Origin of the sequence: Pseudoalteromonas arctica A 37-1-2, assembly GCF_000238395.3 — a bacterium.
In the GTDB taxonomy this organism is placed as follows: domain Bacteria; phylum Pseudomonadota; class Gammaproteobacteria; order Enterobacterales; family Alteromonadaceae; genus Pseudoalteromonas; species Pseudoalteromonas arctica.
Genome location: NZ_CP011025.1, coordinates 992,819 through 1,008,894, shown reverse-complemented (window position 1 = coordinate 1,008,894; position 16,076 = coordinate 992,819). Strand labels below are relative to the sequence as shown.

Here is a 16,076-nt window from a genome sequence, read left to right as displayed (position 1 = left end):
CCTTTACTAAATATTTAAAAGAGTATTTTCGGTCTTAACAGGATCTAAGAGGAAGAAATGATTATAAAAAACACTTTTAAAAAGCATCAAGGGACTATGTTAATCGGATTAGCGATTACAGCCGTAACTTTATCAAACTACGTGCATGCAAACGAACAATCAGCAATGCCACTTACATACGTCTCAAGTAAAGCGATTGAAAACAATCCTGAAGTACAAGAAGCATGGCATGCTTTTAAATCTTCTATTTATGGAGTGGATGCTGCCCGTTCAGGTTATTTACCAAGTGTTGATGTATCAGCAAGTGCAGGATATGAAAGAAGAAATTACGGTATTGAAGAAGAATATAACCGTAATACAGCCGAATTAAGCGTTACTCAAATGCTTTATGACGGTTTTAGAACATCTAATACAGTTGACCGTTTTAAACGTATTCAACTTATTAGGTACTTTGAGCTTATTTCTCAAACAGAACAAACAGCACTTGAAGCCTCGATTGCACTACTTGACGTACAAAAATTCAAAGAGTTAGTACAACTTGCAGAAGCTAATTTACAAGAGCACGAGTCTGTATACCAACAAATAGAGCAAAGCGTAGGCGCCGGTGTAGCGCGCGCAGCAGACCTAGAACAAATTAGTGGCCGTTTATCTCTAGCGCAATCTAATGTATTAACGGAGTACTCAAATTTACATGATGTAAGCGCTCGCTACCTAAGAGTTGTAGGTGAGCTACCTATGAACGATATAAAGCAAGCTGACCTTGATGAAAACAATATACCAATTTCGGTTAACCAAGCGCTAGACGTCGCCTACAAAAACAGCCCTTCATTTTATGCCTCTTTGTATAATATTGAAGCGCAAAAGGCGAACGCCAAAGCACAAAAAGCGGCCTTTCATCCTAACGTAGATTTATCTGCCCGCTACGGTAGCCAAGATAGAGATGAGCTTGGTCAAAATGAAACCAGAACAGAAGCGCGAGTCGGCATAGATATTAGTTATAACTTGTATAACGGTGGTCTTGATAGCGCTAATTTAGAACAAGCTTATCAAGATATAAACATTGCAAAATATCAACGAGATCAAGCCTGTATTGATATTCGTCAAAGTCTGCAAATTGCCTACTACAACGTCACTATACTAGAGCAAAAGTTGCCAGCGCTTAATCAACACCGCGAATCATCAACTAAAGTTAAAATTGCATATAAAGATCAATTTGATATAGGCCAACGAACTCTACTAGACGTACTTGATGCCGAAAACGAATCGTTCCAATCAACACGTTCATACATAGTTGCGCTTTACGACCGCCAATCGGCTATTTTAACTATGCTAAAAGAAATGGGGAAATTATTGCCAGCACTTGACGTAATGTCAGGTAAATACCCTACATTAAAAGAGCTAACTGACGATCCTATTGTGCATAACGCACAAAATATTTGTCCGAGTTACGATGTAGCAACCACCTTTAGCCGCAAGGCATTTCTACAAAAAAAAGCGAAGCAAGATAATGCCTACATGAGTGTAACCGCTATGCCAAGGTACTTAGATATACCGTTGGAAACCGACACTACACAAAGTAGCTTTTTAGATGATGATGGTGACGGCGTACCAAACGAGCAAGACACTTGTTCGAGTACACCACTGTCAACTAATGTTGATTTATCTGGCTGTACAATTTATAGCGCATCAACCTCGAATATAGAGATTGGTATCCCTTTTTCTGCTGACTCAAGCGATGTAAGGTCTCAATATATTCAAGAAATTAGTCGGCTTGCAGATTTTTTAAAAGAAAACCCAAATAAGCAGGTTGAAATACAAGGTCATGCTTCTCTAGATGGAGATCGAACATATAACCGCAAACTATCTGAAAAACGTGCGTTTGCTGTTGCTGAAATTCTAATTAAACAATTCGATATAAAACCAAAACGTGTTAAATCGTTCGGGTACGGTATTGATCAACCTCGAGTAAACGAAATATCAGTAAGAGCAAATGCTGCGAATCGACGTATCGAAGCTGTAATTACTGATAGCTAAGTCAATTAACGTTATGTAAATAGCCTAAACTCGGCTTGAAATATTTAAGCTAAATTTATTTCTCGAGTTTAGGTTTAGTAGTAACAACCGCATGCAGTTCTACATAACATTGGATGGTTTATGGAATTAAACGATGTACTTGATCATGGTGGCATACTCGTTGACTGCCTAGCAGTTTTATGTCGCCATCATGATAAAGAGTTTTCAAGAGAAGCACTATTAAATGGACTTCCTCTAACTGATGGAAATCTTACTCCATCAGGTTTTTCGCGCGCAGCTAAGCGCATTGGCTTTAAATCGAAAGTAGTTAATAAGCCACTACAAAAAATTAATACAGCACTACTGCCTGCCATCTTAATTTTAAAAGACAATCAAGCCTGTGTTATTAATTCTATTGATTACGATAAGCAGGTGGTGAGTGTAATTTACCCAGAGCTTACCGAATCAGTTATCGAACAAAGCATTGATGAATTAGCAGGCAACAGTGTTGGTTTAATTATTTATGCACAACCAGAATTTGCATTTGATGAGCGAACACCTGTACTTGAAAAACTATCAAAAGACGGATGGTTTTGGGGAGTAATTAAAGAATGCCGCTCACTTTATAAAGACGTAATCATTTCAGCTATTGCGTTGGGCTTTTTGTCGGTTGCTATGCCTTTATTTGTAATGAATGTATATGACCGCGTAGTGCCCAACCATGCAACCGAAACCCTTTGGGTACTTGCCATTGGTATTTTAATAGCACTCACTGCTGACTTTGTTTTACGCTTAGTAAGAGGCTATTTTGTAGAGCTTGCTGCAAGCAGAATAGATGTAAAAGTATCGGCTGTAATTATGGAGCGGGTATTAGGTATGAAACTAAAAAACCGTCCATCATCAGCTGGCTCCTTTGCAAGCAATATTCAATCATTTGAAGCTGTACGTAACTTTTTTAGTTCCATAACGCTTGTCGCATTAGTCGACTTACCATTCGTAGTTTTATATTTAATTGTTATCGCCATTATTGGCGTACCTCTAAGTTTACCCATTATAGCGGGCGCACTTATATTATTAGCTTACGCTATAGCCGCACACCGCAAACTTGAAGCCCTTTCAGAGCAAACAATGAAAGCAAGCTCAATGCGAAATGCAGTATTAGTAGAAAGTTTAACCAATATTGAAGATGTAAAAAGTTTTCACTCAGAGTGTAAAACACAATCTGTATGGGAAAAGTCGACCATTTACATTGCGCAAGTAAACGCACAAAGCCGACTCGTTTCAAGCTCTATATCAAATACAGCATCGTGGATACAACAATGTGTAGGCGTGATAATAATGATAATAGGCGTACACCTCGTTATTGAAGGTGAGCTAACTCAAGGCGGATTAATTGCAGCCTACTTATTATCATCTCGTGCTATGGGCCCTATTGGGCAGTCAGCCGCTGTTTTAGCGCAATATCATCATGCCGCAATAGCAATGCAGTCACTAAATGAGATTATGGAAAAAGAGGTCGAGCGCCCACCTGGTAAGCATTGGTTAAGCCACCCTATTTTAAAGGGCGATATAGAATTTAAAGATGTATGTTTTAAATACTCTGACGAATCTCATAATGCACTCAACGGCGTTAGCTTTAAAATTAAAGCTGGTGAAAAAGTTGCAATTTTAGGACGTAATGGCTCAGGTAAAAGTACATTAGAAAAGCTTATCTTAGGGCTATATGAACCCTGTTCAGGAGCAATTTTGATGGACAATAACGATATACATCAAATTGACCCTGCAGAGCTTCGCCATAATATTGGTTATGTACCGCAAACCGTTGCCCTGTTTTATGGGACCTTAAAAGACAACCTTACGATAAGCGCTTGGCATGCCAAAGACGAGCAAATTATTGAAGCCTGTGAGCGAAGCCAATTATTTGATTTAATTAATTCGCACCCAGACGGATTTGATCTACAAGTAGGCGAGCAAGGCCGCCAATTATCAGGAGGGCAACGCCAAGCAGTAGGTATGGCAAGAGCTATAATTAACGACCCACCAATACTATTACTAGATGAGCCAACCTCATCGCTAGATCACAATAGTGAAAGTAAAATTATTAACAATTTAAAAAATTATACTAAAAATAAAACCCTAATTGTAGTGACTCACCGCTCATCATTACTCGAGCTTGTTGACCGTATTATAGTTTTAGATAACGGAAAAGTAGTTGCTGATGGACCAAAACAAAAAGTAATTGCGGCGTTAAATAATAAAACCGTGGAGCAAGCCTCATGAGTGATAACAAAAAACCACTTGAACAACGCTCTTTTGAATCTGTTAGCAAAGCAATAGAAGCAAGAAAACAAGGTAAGCCATCCGTATTTAATAAACTATTTAAAGGATGGATTTCACCGCCAAATACTCAAGACTGGGTAGTAGATGCACAGTGGGAAAAAATGCAGCAGGAACCAGCAAGCGCTAGGTTACTACTTTATTTAATTTGCTTAACGTTTATATGCCTTATTGTGTGGTCTGGCTTTGCTAATTTGGATGAAGTTGCTCGTGGCGAGGGTCGTGTTATTCCCTCTAATAAATTACAGCTTATTCAATCTTATGACGGCGGTATGGTCGAAAAAATAAATGTCCGAGAAGGCCAAATAGTAAACGAGGGGGATGTACTCATTAAAATAGACCCTACCCGCTTTATTTCTAGCTTTAGAGAAAATCAATCCAAGGTTGAATCGTTAAGTGCAAAAGTTGCGAGGCTCAGAGCGCTCACTCAAAAAAAGGAGCTCATATTTAACGAAGATGTTATAAAAAATGCACCTCAGGTGGTTCAACACGAACGCTCTCTTTATTTGAGTAACAGCCAAGAGTTGGAGCAACAGGTAAGTATACACAAACGCCAACTAGAGCAGCGACACCAAGATTATATTGAAGCAAAAGCGGCACTTCAGCAGCATACAAGTGCGCTGCGCTTAACAAACAGGGAGCTTAAAGTGACCCGCCCACTGTTACGCACCGGTGCTATTTCGGATATAGATATTATTCGTTTAGAGCGTCAAATAGTTGATTTAAACGGCGAGATAAACAGAACCAAAGCAGTTATAAATAGGAGTCTTTCGGCCATTAACGAAGCTAAAAATAAGGTAACCGAAGTTGAGCTCGTTATGATTAACCGCTGGAACAATGAACTCTCCGAAGCGCTACTGCGACTAGATTCAATTAAAGAAACTGAATCTGGCTTAGCCGATAAAGTAACTCAAACTGAAATACGCTCTCCTGTTAAAGGCACTGTACAACGATTATTAGTTAATACTGTTGGCGGTATTTTACAGCCAGGTAGTGATGTTATGGAAATTGTCCCGCTTGACGATCAACTTGTAGTAGAGGCAAAAATCCCGCCTAAAGACATTGCATTTTTACGCCCTGGGCAATCTGCAATGATAAAATTTAGTGCCTACGACTTTGCCGTATATGGTGGCCTTGAAGCCGAAGTATTACATATAAGTGCCGATACAATTACAGATGACCGCGAGAATACCTTTTATTTGGTGCAGCTAAAAACCACCAAAAATAATTTTTCAAAAGAGCTGACTATTATTCCAGGAATGACCACTCAAGTGGATATTATTACCGGTAAAAAAACCGTACTTGAGTATATTTTAAAACCGGTTCTTAGAGCTACATCGCAAGCAATGACAGAGCGTTAAAACATTTTATAAATGGAGAAGTAATGCGCCAAAGTATTTTTATTACACAGCCTGAATTTGAATCGAAACACTGGCATACAGCGTTTCCTGGTTGTTTGATATTCACAAAAGAACCACACAGAGTCACGGCATCAAGTATTATTTGGGTTTTGGCCGGCACACCTAATTGGCTTGAGCTTGTTAAAAAGTATTCTCAGCAACGTTTACTGGTTATAGTTATGACCAACGAACTAGAAATAAATCAACTAAGAAGTGCGCTTGAAGCAGGAGCTAGGGGGTACGTAGAAGCACTCGCTACTAAAGTAATTATTGAACAAGTACTTGAGACAATTTGTACCGGCGGAATATGGTTACCAGGGCAATTACTATCTAACTTAGTAGGAGCTTTATCAAATACACCGTTTAAATATGCGAGCACATGCGAGCTTGATGTACTCACAAAGCGAGAACGTCAAGTAGTTGATATTGTTGTAACAGGTGCAACTAATAAGCAAGCTGCAGAATCTTTAAATATTACAGAACGCACAATTAAAGAGCATATGAGCTCTATATTTAATAAGCTAAAAGTTCGCGACCGAATTCAATTAATGTTAGTTGTAAAAGGGCATTAACCGCACAGTTAATGCCTATTACTTACTCTTTAATAACCCCATCAAAACCTAAGTTAATAAGCGTATCTATATCATCTTGGCTTGTTACACCTTGAGCCACCACTTTAATGCCAATAGAATGCGCTAACGTACATACTCCTCGCAGGAATGTTTGGTTATCTTGGCTGTAACTAATATTGTGTCCGTAAACGCTATCAACCTTAATCATTTCAAGACCAAATTCCTGAATTTTATTAATTTTAGTAAATTCAGGGCCCACACGTTTTAATGCTACCTTAGCGCCCATACATCGAGCCTGCTCACAAAAATCTTTAAATATCTCAATTTCGCTAACGGCAATACTTTCACGAATATCAAAACAAATTTTAGAGGCTAAATCAGGAAACGCCGAAAGGTACGTAAGAATCGAAGCAAGTACAGCATCATCAAGTAACGTTTGAGCAGATAATTCAACCGAAATCAGTTCACTTGGTGGCTCAATACTATAATGAGCCACCAACGCCTTAATTAAACCCCAATCTAAACGCGCTAATAACTTTAATCGGTTAGCCCACTGGTAGTAGTAACTAGCACGGTATACTTGCCCACCAAGCTTTAGGCTCAACCCTAATTGATTTTGCATTACCTGCCCCGTAAAGCTCGTTACTGGGTAAGTATTTATTTCTAAATTATTATTGTTGAGTGCCTCTTCTATGGCATTTTGCCAACTAGTTGCATTATCAAACAGCTCACTTTCTTGCTTGATTTGAGCTACTTTTGCTTGTACATCAGATCGTTTACCCGATGATTTTAAAAGTTCATCCGCACGCTTTAATACATCAAATCGCGTATCGTCTTTTTGAATATAAGTACAGCTGTGAGGTATCGCTAGCTTAACGTTTTTATACTCTTCAACAAACGATTGATGCATCAATAAAATACGTTCACTGATTGCTTGAATATCATCAATATCACTAAATAAAACTGTAAAATCGCTGTGAGAAATACGTGCAATGTAATTTTCAGAAAAGTGTTCTTGGTTGCTTTCTAAGAAGCTAACCAACATCTGTGAAAATCGACGTAGAAAGTTAACCATTTCTACTCGTCCCACTTCCTCACTTACGCGATCGAGGTTAACAACCCTAAATAAAAACAAGGCACCATGGGCATGATCTTTTGATTTTTGTAAGTGAGCCTCAAGCGTTGCACCAAAGTATTCTCTATTTGCTAAACCAGTTAGCTCATCGTGTTGCGATTTAAATCTAAGCTCTTCTAAACGTTTATTATCTTCTTTAATAATACGGCTAAAACGGGTAGATAACTGGTTCATTGATTGCACTAAACGTGCAAACTCAAATGTACGAGGGACGGTGGATTTAATAAAACGTTTTTCACCAAATGCATTAGCCTGATACACAACATCATCTAGTGGTTTTAATATCCTACTTAAAAAGTAAGCACTAACTATACAAGCAAAAAAAGCGACAATTAAAAAACTAAAAAATAGTTTAAGCGCACTTTCCCATAAGGCTTGCTCAGCATATTGACTGTGGCTTTCTATAAACAAAGTACCAAACTGCTGCCAACCATCATTTACTTGCCCAACCCCTGGCTGTACATTTAATCCATACATTGCTCTAAACCACTGCGGAGCCGTCGCTTCGAGTTCATCGGTAAACGTGCGTTTAACAATCACCTCACCATTAGGGTTTTGTAGTTCTATTCGCTTATAGTGACCGGTATCAAATGTGGCCGATACTAATAATTCAAGCTCAACGGGGTCTTTATCTAATTGGCTGATCATTAACGCGAGTGAACTGGCGTTATCTACATTTTTTAAATACAGCTGGGTCGAAAAATAACTTTCAGCCGAATTAGTGCTAATTAAAACACTACTTATAAAGCCTACAAAAATAACAATTAATAATGCAATCCACAGCTCTTGCCTGAGTGTTATTTTTCGTTTTTTAAGATACTTAGATAAGGAAAATGATGCCATTACCACATAACTCCTTCTTTGGTTGTCTGCTCCAAAATTTTACGCCAGCGTGAAAGTCTTGCTGTTGGGCTGGCTACACTTTTGGTTGAATTATTAGCCCATAAACCTTGGCTGTTAAAGCTAAAAACAGGGCTTAAATCTACACGTTTTGCAGCAGGTAAAACCTTTGTTATTAAACTGTCTAAAATAAGTGGCTGAGCGTTTGGTGTAGCAAAATAACCTAACACCATATGTGCTTGCGTTTTGTTAGTGCCCGCAATTTTTGCTTTTACATAAATAAGACGTAACTTGTCGTCGCTCACCCCTAGGGCTCTCAAGCTTATATACTTTGCTATTGCGTAATCTTCACAATCACCTAAGCCTTTGCCTAACGTTTCTAAAGGGGTTGCCCAATAATCGTTTTGTTTCCATAGCAAAATATCAGTTTGATAGCGTAAATTACGCGCAAAAAAATCATTAACAATAAGAATTTGTTGTTGCTCTGGTTTGTTTTGAGTTTGTACCAACATACTTTGCCAGTTACGTGCAACAGCCGCTCGCGCAGGTCCATATTTTTGACCCATCAGCTCAATAAAGGTATTAAATTGAATAGTTAGTCGGCTTGCAAGCACACCACTAGAGAGTACAAAAAACAGTAATAGGTAGCGCAAATTGCCTTTGCACCATATAAATAATTTAGGATTTAAATGAGTTGGCTTAAACGCCATTTACAGAGCCACTGTTAATATAAGTGGCAATAAAATACATCTGTTGAGCACTACGCAATCTGCTTAAAAATTAATCCTAACAACAGCATAGCACTCAATATAAGAGGATGAGATATTTTGAATAACTTTTTTAATCAACTGGGTTATTTAGTAATAAGTTACTTTTTTAACTTCGCGTGGTTTTACTTCACCTATGTATAAATCGTGCACACGCTTCATATTAAGCTCAAGCTCGGTCACGTAAGTATCATCTACTGCGTAAGTTTTAATTATTTGTGCACCTTTAATAAGCCCCTGCACTTTACTTTCTAGGTAATCGTCTTGAGCAATTGAACCTTCCACCGTTGTTCCTGCGGTAATTTTTTGCCCATATACTTGTTCAGTAAGCTCGCGGTAAGCCTCAAGCTTAGAAGCTTTAATGGCCATAAGTTGTTTTTGCGACGCGTTAGCACCTTTTTGCAAGCTAATAGGTGCATACCCTATCGCTTTTAAAACGGGGTAATTATTTGGCTCTACATATTTATATTCAACATGCTTATCAAAAACGCTGCTACAACCACCTAAGGTTAAACACCCAAGTGTAATAAGTAATGAAATTGCTCGCATAGCATCTAGCCCTTGTATAGTAATTAGCAGTACATATGCACGTTTAATGCCATTTATAGCATTACTAATAATTACCAAATAACATTGGTACAGTCCTTGCTCTACCTAGTTAATAGCTAACGTTTAATTGGAGTAAAAGTATGAAGTCGTTTTTATCATTGGCATTTGCAGGATTAAGTGTAACGGCATTATTAACCTTCTCCCCTTTTACTAAAGCACAGTGGTATGAATCAACGGGTCACGCGAACGTTCAAAATGGTGATACGAGCGCAGCTAAATCTGCCGCTATAAAAGATGCGATTACACAAGCGTTAGTGTTCTCTGGCGCACGGGTTAGCTCGGTGCAAACCTTGGTAGATGGCGTGTTAATGCAAGATCAGCTAAAAATTAGCAGCCACGGCGAGATTCAAAAAATTGAACTGATCAGCGAAAATAAATACGACAATAAATTTGCCGTTACATTACGACTCGATATTTTTTCTCAAACAGAGCAATGCCCACAAAATAGTTTTAATAAGTTTGTGGCCGTTACACAAAGCCAACTTGTTCATCGTGAACATGCCAAAATGGGTCAAATATTTGACGTAAGCAAAGCGATTAGCAAAAATATTTTTACCTCTCTACAAAAATCAAAAATGAGCGCAGTACCTATTGCTTACTATAATAATGCAATAAGCGTTGATAAATACTTTTCGCAGCAGCACGACTATTCAAACGCTCAATTAGAAGAAATATCTTCGCGCAGTAACGCTCAATATGTTCTGCTTAGCCAAATAACCAGCCTTTCGACTAGCGACAAACTCAATAACGATTATGCATTTTGGCAAGACGAGGCGTATGAGCGCAGTTACAACATTGAGTTTGCACTGTTTGATGGCACTACCTATGAGCAACTTTGGCAAAATAGTTACCATACTCAAGCAATTTGGCCATTTGAAAAAACAACCATAGTTGATGTTAATAGTGATAGGTTTTGGCAATCACCTTATGGGCAAAGCATAACCGATATCAACCAAGCAGTAAGTTATGACATTCAAGCAGCCATGGCGTGTTTACCTACTCAAGGTAAAATAATGCATATGGAAAATAGCAAAATCGTTATTAACTTGGGTAAAGCTCATGGGTTAAAAAAAGGCCAAATGCTAAGCATTGCGCACCATAACTATTTAACCGACGCGGCAGGTAATGTTATGCCGCACACCATCACCACGCTTAATAAAATTCGCGTAGAGCAGCTTTATCAGCAAACCGCAGTAGCAGTCAGTATTGATGACAAACCGCTACCTGGCGTGCAAATTAACGATGTAGTAGAAATAATCAGCCAAGATCTTTAGAGTTTTTTACTCAATTTAGCTTTTAAATTAGGGTGAGCCGATAACCACTCGCCCAATTGTTCTACACCAGATAAATGCGGATAATGCTTTCTGCATGCAAACACCACATTACGCTGCTGATTAGGGAATATAGGCAAGTAATCAATCCCTACACGGTCGGTACATGCCAACTTTGGTACAAATGTAATACCGTCATCCATAGCCACTAACGCTAATAATGTTTCTAAACTATTACCTTTATACTGGTTAGATACATCGACTCCTGCAGAAAAACAAAACTTTTGGGCTTGATCTTTAAAGCAATGGCCATCACTTAACATTAATAGGCTGCATCCCTGAAGATCGCTCAGCGCTACTTTTTTATGCTTAGACAGCGCGTTATCGTGTGATACCGCCACTAAAAAATCTTCTTTGTATAAAGCAACCGTATGGTAATTAATAAGCTCTGGCACATCGGCTAAAATAGCAAAGTCGAGTTCACCCTTGTTTAAAGCTTCTAAAATTGTTGCTGTTTGCATCTCAATAAACGAAAACTGGCTATCAATAAATGCCGCTTTCATCGATGTTAGTAACGCAGGCAACAAGTAAGGGGCAATGGTAGGAATAATACCAATAGTTAATTTACCTTGTAGAGGCTCGTTAGAAGTAGCAGCAAGTTCTTTGAGTATTTGCGTTTGCTCTAAAATAATCTCTATTTGCGTCAACAAACGTTCACCTTTTGCTGTTAAGGTAACTTGCTTGGTTGAGCGATCAAACAAAGTAACGCCAAGCTCATTTTCGAGTTTTTTTACTTGACCACTTAATGTAGGCTGGCTTACAAAACATGCATCGGCAGCTTTGCGAAAATGTTTATATTGCGCTATTGCTTTTACATATTCAAAATCTTTTAAGTTCATATTCAGCTCTACGTGATAGTTTATAACTATCAGTTTAATACAAACAAACGATTGGAACTATATTTAATTATTCACCATAATGGCTATCAACAAATCAAGAGGAACAAAAATTATGTTAAACAATATCGAAGGTCAAACAATCCCAAGTGTTACATTTGCAACTCGTCAAAATAACGATTGGAAATCAGTAACAACAGATGACATTTTTAAAGGTAAAACTGTTGTAGTGTTTTCACTACCAGGTGCATTCACACCAACATGTTCATCAACTCACTTACCACGTTACAACGAATTAGCAGGCGTACTTAAGCAAAACGGCGTTGACGAAATTGTATGTTTATCAGTAAACGATACCTTTGTAATGAACGCATGGGCTGAGCATCAAGAAGCGCAAAACATTACTTTATTACCAGACGGCAACGGCGAATTTACTGACGGCATGGGCATGTTAGTAGACAAGAACGACCTAGGCTTTGGTAAGCGCAGCTGGAGATACTCTATGCTTGTTAAAGATGGCGTGATTGACAAAATGTTCATCGAACCAGATTTACCAGGTGACCCGTTTGAAGTATCAGACGCAGACACAATGCTTGATTACATCAACCCTAAGCAAGCTAAACCAGAACCAGTAAGCATCTTTACTAAACCTGGCTGTCCTTTCTGTAAAAAAGCAAAAGAGCTTCTTGCAGAAAAAGGCTTCGCATATGAAGAGATTGTTATGGGTGCAGGCGCATCACTAACAAGCCTAAAAGCTGTATCTGGTCGTGACACTGTTCCACAAATATTCATTGGTGGTAAACACATCGGTGGTTCAGACGACTTAGAAAAATACTTTGCTTAATTAATAAGTAAATTAAATACCTAACGTTAGTAGGTAAAAAATAGGGGCTTTTATGCCCCTATTTATTAGAGGAAAAAATACTATGAAAGAATTGCAAACCGATGTTGTTGTTATAGGCGCAGGCACTGCTGGTTTAAGTGCTTACCGTAATGCTAAACAGTTCACACAAAATGTATTAATGATCGAATCAGGCCCATACGGCACCACATGTGCACGTGTTGGTTGTATGCCAAGTAAGTTATTGATTGCAGCCGCTGAAGCTGCACACGCAATTGAAATGGCACCTGCATTTGGTGTTCATAGCTCAAAGCCTATCATTGATGGCAAAGCAGTTATGGCACGCGTTAAAAGTGAACGAGATCGTTTTGCAGGATTCGTAGTAGAAGCCGTAGATGAATTACCAGATGGTGATAAAATTCGTGGTTACGCTAAATTTTTAGGCACAAACCGCATACAAATAGACGACCACACAATTATTACAGCAAAACGCTTTGTAATTGCCACCGGTTCACGCCCTTCGTACCCTGGCGTATTTAATAACTTTGGCGACAAACTTATTATAAACGACGACGTATTTGATTGGGATGACCTACCAGAATCAGTCGCTGTATTTGGCCCTGGTGTAATAGGTCTTGAAATTGGCCAAGCACTTAGCCGACTAGGCGTAAATGTAAAACTATTTGGTGTAGGCGGCGCAATTGGCCCACTTACAGACCCAGTAGTAAAAGACTATGCAAATACTGTTTTTGCTGAAGAATTTTTTGTAGATACCGACTCAAACGTATCTGACATGATGCAAGTTGGTGACAAAGCACAGCTAACTTACACCGACAAACAAGGTGAAAAACACACCGAACAGTTTGACTACGTACTTGCAGCCACAGGCCGAGTACCTAACGTAGATAAACTAGGCCTTGAAAACACCGGCATTGAACTTGATGAACGCGGCGTACCGCACGCAGACACACATACAATGCAGTGTGGTGAATCGAACATATTTATAGCAGGCGATGCGAGTAACATGCTCCCATTGTTACACGAAGCATCAGACCAAGGTGCTATTGCAGGTCAAAATGCCGGGCGCTTCCCAGATGTGCGTATAGGTCTGCGCAGAGCTAAAATTGCAGCTGTATTTAGCGACCCACAAATAGCAATGGTAGGCGAAAGCTACAAGCAAATTACCGACCGTTTAGGCCCATGCGGTTGTTTTGAAGTAGGCGAAGTCAGCTTTGAAAACCAAGGCCGTAGCCGAGTAATGCTTAAAAACAAAGGTCATATGCGTGTATATGCGGAGCAAGGCACAGGCTTATTTTTAGGTGCTGAGTTTATTGGCCCACAAGCCGAACACATCGCTCACTTACTAGCATGGGCTGTACAAAACAAAATGACCGTACCAGAAATGCTTGATATGCCATTTTACCACCCAGTAATTGAAGAAGGGTTACGTACCGCCCTTCGCGACTTAAATGCCAAACTTAAATTTGGCCCAGACATTGTAAATTCATGTATGGAATGTGGTCCAGGCGCATAACCTATTTACTACACATACAAACTTGCTAAGTAAAAGCCAAAACTAACGTTTTGGCTTTTTTTTATAATTTTTTTAAGCTGACCTCTCAAAAAAAAATTTAGCTGTTACACTTAATTGATAATTCAATTAAAAAGATGGAATAGCTATGCCCAATAATAAATTTAGACTAGTCACTCGCAGCGATTTTGATGGCTTAGTTTGTGCCGTATTGCTTAAAGACTTAGACCTAATTGACGATATTTTGTTTGTTCATCCAAAAGACATGCAAGATGGCAAAATAGACATTACCGAAAACGACATTACCACCAACCTCCCCTACGTTGCAGGTTGTCACATCGCATTCGATCATCACCTTAGCGAAACCGTTCGTAACTCAAGCGACATAAAAAATCATATTATTGATCCAGAAGCCCCATCAGCAGCTCGCGTAGTTTATGACTATTATGGCGGCGCTGAAAAACTTCCAAATATTTCTGTTGAAATGATGGACGCGGTAGATAAAGGCGATGCTGCTCAGTTTTCAAAAGACGAAATATTAAACCCAACCGATTGGGTCTTAATGAACTTTATTATGGATGCGCGAACTGGCCTTGGTCGTTTTCGCGAGTTTAAAATTTCAAATTACCAATTAATGATGAAACTGATTGATGCGTGTAAAGATCAAAGCATCGAAGAAATCCTACAAATGGAAGACGTAGCCGAGCGTGTTGCTTTATATAACGAGCATAACGAAAAAGCTAAAGAGCAAATTTCTCAATGCGCTACCGTTCATAAAAACTTAGTGGTTCTTGATTTAACCCAAGAAGAAACAATTTACGCCACAAACCGATTTGTTATTTATGCAATGTACCCCGACTGCAATATCTCGATTCATAAAATGTGGGGCCTTAAAAAACAAAACGTAGTGTATGCCGTTGGCAAATCAATCACTAACCGCAGCTCAAACACGAATGTTGGCGAACTGTGCCTTAAATACGGCGGTGGTGGTCATTTAAATGCAGGTACTTGCCAAGTAGAAACAAGTAAAGCTGAAGCCGTGCTTAGTGAGTTAATCGATACGATTACAAGTGATGGCTAATACTAACTTACAATAACCAGAGTCATATAATAGCTCTGGTTATTTTATTTTAGTAGAATGAGTTTTAATCGCTCTCTTTTTCATATAAATTTCTGTAATAATAAAAGAAATAATGACCTCATGTTAGATACTAAAAACTTCGAAAAAATACTTTATCAAGATACCAAAAAAGCGTTTAAAAACATTATACAAAAATACGGTAACGATCTTTATGTAATGGGCTTTTACCACACAGGTAGCTACTCACTACTTCCAATATTTAATACCTTATCGGATTTAAAAAAAGTATTTGAAGAAGAGTACGGCAATGATGTAAGTAGTTTCTACATGGCTAAATGGAATCCAGAAGACTACCCCACGCTTGAGGATTATTCCAAATACTTTGATGAAACAACGCTAGAATGCCAAAAACTAGAAGACAGCATTGATTTGTTTCAATCAGATATAGAAGCAATGGATAATTGGCATCAATGGCTTACGACAATGGAAAAAGTGCTCATACAATTAGATGCCGAGGGAATATTTTCAAATGATATCGAACGCGAAAAAATTACTTTAGCAATACTCGCTTATGATGAAGAAGAAAGTATTCAATTTAAAAGAATCAAACGACTTAACCCACCAACTGTTCTAGCACAAATTCAAACTGACTTTGAAGCCATGATTACAGAGCGTGAAAAATGCGAGCAAGAAGCTTTAAACGCCTTTAATTAAAAAGTGCAACACTACTACATATACGCTATACACAAAGTATAAGGAAGAGAAGTTAAAATATAACTCATT

The 16,076-nt window shown here is 38.6% G+C and carries 13 protein-coding genes; 9 read left to right on the top strand and 4 right to left on the bottom strand.

The features are described 5' to 3' along the window. Window positions 1-57: 57 nt before the first annotated feature. The 4 genes from PARC_RS04540 (at window position 58) to PARC_RS04525 (ending at window position 6,322) form a co-directional block, all read left to right on the top strand. Window positions 58-2,034, top strand: a complete 1,977-nt coding sequence (locus PARC_RS04540) for a TolC family outer membrane protein (protein ID WP_010553239.1) — start codon at window positions 58-60, stop codon at window positions 2,032-2,034. 120 nt (window positions 2,035-2,154) lie between these two features. Next, the gene (locus PARC_RS04535) at window positions 2,155-4,293 is read left to right on the top strand and encodes a type I secretion system permease/ATPase (protein ID WP_010553238.1); all 2,139 of its coding nucleotides are present in this window, start codon (window positions 2,155-2,157) and stop codon (window positions 4,291-4,293) included. Further along, window positions 4,290-5,711, top strand: coding sequence for an HlyD family type I secretion periplasmic adaptor subunit (locus PARC_RS04530; RefSeq protein ID WP_010553237.1), 1,422 nt, complete (start codon window positions 4,290-4,292; stop codon window positions 5,709-5,711). The genes PARC_RS04535 and PARC_RS04530 overlap by 4 nt, the downstream gene beginning before the upstream one ends. A gap of 23 nt (window positions 5,712-5,734) precedes the next feature. Next, a complete protein-coding gene (locus PARC_RS04525; RefSeq protein WP_010553236.1) occupies window positions 5,735-6,322 on the top strand; it encodes a response regulator transcription factor in 588 nt (195 codons plus the stop codon). A 22-nt stretch (window positions 6,323-6,344) separates the two neighbouring features. Here the strand turns inward: PARC_RS04525 and PARC_RS04520 are convergent, their stop codons facing one another. The 3 genes from PARC_RS04520 to PARC_RS04510 all read right to left on the bottom strand — a co-directional run bounded on the left by PARC_RS04520 (window position 6,345) and on the right by PARC_RS04510 (window position 9,613). After that, entirely contained in the window at window positions 6,345-8,300 is a 1,956-nt protein-coding gene (locus PARC_RS04520) for a bifunctional diguanylate cyclase/phosphodiesterase (RefSeq protein WP_010553235.1), read from the bottom strand. After that, entirely contained in the window at window positions 8,300-9,007 is a 708-nt protein-coding gene (locus tag PARC_RS04515; protein ID WP_010553234.1) for a transglutaminase-like cysteine peptidase, read from the bottom strand. Before PARC_RS04515 ends, PARC_RS04520 begins: the two co-directional genes overlap by 1 nt. Before the next feature lie 147 nt (window positions 9,008-9,154). After that, window positions 9,155-9,613 carry an LPP20 family lipoprotein gene (locus PARC_RS04510; RefSeq protein WP_008168853.1) on the bottom strand — a complete coding sequence of 153 codons (459 nt, stop codon included), beginning with the start codon at window positions 9,611-9,613 and terminating at the stop codon, window positions 9,155-9,157. Between the two features lie 140 nt (window positions 9,614-9,753). On the opposite strand from PARC_RS04510, the gene PARC_RS04505 reads away from it, so the two are divergent. Beyond that, complete coding sequence (locus PARC_RS04505) at window positions 9,754-10,947, top strand: flagellar assembly protein FlgT (protein ID WP_010553233.1); 1,194 nt, start codon at window positions 9,754-9,756, stop codon at window positions 10,945-10,947. Here the strand turns inward: PARC_RS04505 and PARC_RS04500 are convergent. Beyond that, on the bottom strand, window positions 10,944-11,843 hold the full coding sequence (locus PARC_RS04500; RefSeq protein ID WP_010553232.1) for a LysR substrate-binding domain-containing protein: 900 nt from the start codon (window positions 11,841-11,843) through the stop codon (window positions 10,944-10,946). The genes PARC_RS04505 and PARC_RS04500 overlap by 4 nt on opposite strands. 112 nt (window positions 11,844-11,955) lie before the next feature. On the opposite strand from PARC_RS04500, the gene PARC_RS04495 reads away from it, so the two are divergent. From PARC_RS04495 to PARC_RS04480, 4 genes are all read left to right on the top strand, one after another. Next, on the top strand, window positions 11,956-12,684 hold the full coding sequence (locus tag PARC_RS04495; RefSeq protein ID WP_010553231.1) for a glutathione peroxidase: 729 nt from the start codon (window positions 11,956-11,958) through the stop codon (window positions 12,682-12,684). A gap of 82 nt (window positions 12,685-12,766) precedes the next feature. After that, a complete protein-coding gene (locus tag PARC_RS04490) occupies window positions 12,767-14,215 on the top strand; it encodes a dihydrolipoyl dehydrogenase (protein ID WP_010553230.1) in 1,449 nt (482 codons plus the stop codon). 145 nt (window positions 14,216-14,360) lie between these two features. Beyond that, window positions 14,361-15,293, top strand: a complete 933-nt coding sequence (locus tag PARC_RS04485) for a DHH family phosphoesterase (RefSeq protein WP_010553229.1) — start codon at window positions 14,361-14,363, stop codon at window positions 15,291-15,293. Between the two features lie 120 nt (window positions 15,294-15,413). Beyond that, window positions 15,414-16,007, top strand: coding sequence for a DUF4303 domain-containing protein (locus tag PARC_RS04480; protein WP_010553228.1), 594 nt, complete (start codon window positions 15,414-15,416; stop codon window positions 16,005-16,007). Window positions 16,008-16,076: the final 69 nt, after the last annotated feature.

What these genes read in the sequence shown, in the direction of transcription:
- PARC_RS04515 (WP_010553234.1), bottom strand. Translation starts at nt 9,007, where the DNA reads ATGGCGTTTAAGCCAACTCATTTAAATCCTAAATTATTTATATGGTGC.
- PARC_RS04500 (WP_010553232.1), bottom strand. Translation starts at nt 11,843, where the DNA reads ATGAACTTAAAAGATTTTGAATATGTAAAAGCAATAGCGCAATATAAA.
- PARC_RS04525 (WP_010553236.1), top strand. Translation starts at nt 5,735, where the DNA reads ATGCGCCAAAGTATTTTTATTACACAGCCTGAATTTGAATCGAAACAC.
- PARC_RS04495 (WP_010553231.1), top strand. Translation starts at nt 11,956, where the DNA reads ATGTTAAACAATATCGAAGGTCAAACAATCCCAAGTGTTACATTTGCA.
- PARC_RS04485 (WP_010553229.1), top strand. Translation starts at nt 14,361, where the DNA reads ATGCCCAATAATAAATTTAGACTAGTCACTCGCAGCGATTTTGATGGC.
- PARC_RS04520 (WP_010553235.1), bottom strand. Translation starts at nt 8,300, where the DNA reads ATGGCATCATTTTCCTTATCTAAGTATCTTAAAAAACGAAAAATAACA.
- PARC_RS04535 (WP_010553238.1), top strand. Translation starts at nt 2,155, where the DNA reads ATGGAATTAAACGATGTACTTGATCATGGTGGCATACTCGTTGACTGC.
- PARC_RS04505 (WP_010553233.1), top strand. Translation starts at nt 9,754, where the DNA reads ATGAAGTCGTTTTTATCATTGGCATTTGCAGGATTAAGTGTAACGGCA.
- PARC_RS04490 (WP_010553230.1), top strand. Translation starts at nt 12,767, where the DNA reads ATGAAAGAATTGCAAACCGATGTTGTTGTTATAGGCGCAGGCACTGCT.
- PARC_RS04510 (WP_008168853.1), bottom strand. Translation starts at nt 9,613, where the DNA reads ATGCGAGCAATTTCATTACTTATTACACTTGGGTGTTTAACCTTAGGT.
- PARC_RS04540 (WP_010553239.1), top strand. Translation starts at nt 58, where the DNA reads ATGATTATAAAAAACACTTTTAAAAAGCATCAAGGGACTATGTTAATC.
- PARC_RS04530 (WP_010553237.1), top strand. Translation starts at nt 4,290, where the DNA reads ATGAGTGATAACAAAAAACCACTTGAACAACGCTCTTTTGAATCTGTT.
- PARC_RS04480 (WP_010553228.1), top strand. Translation starts at nt 15,414, where the DNA reads ATGTTAGATACTAAAAACTTCGAAAAAATACTTTATCAAGATACCAAA.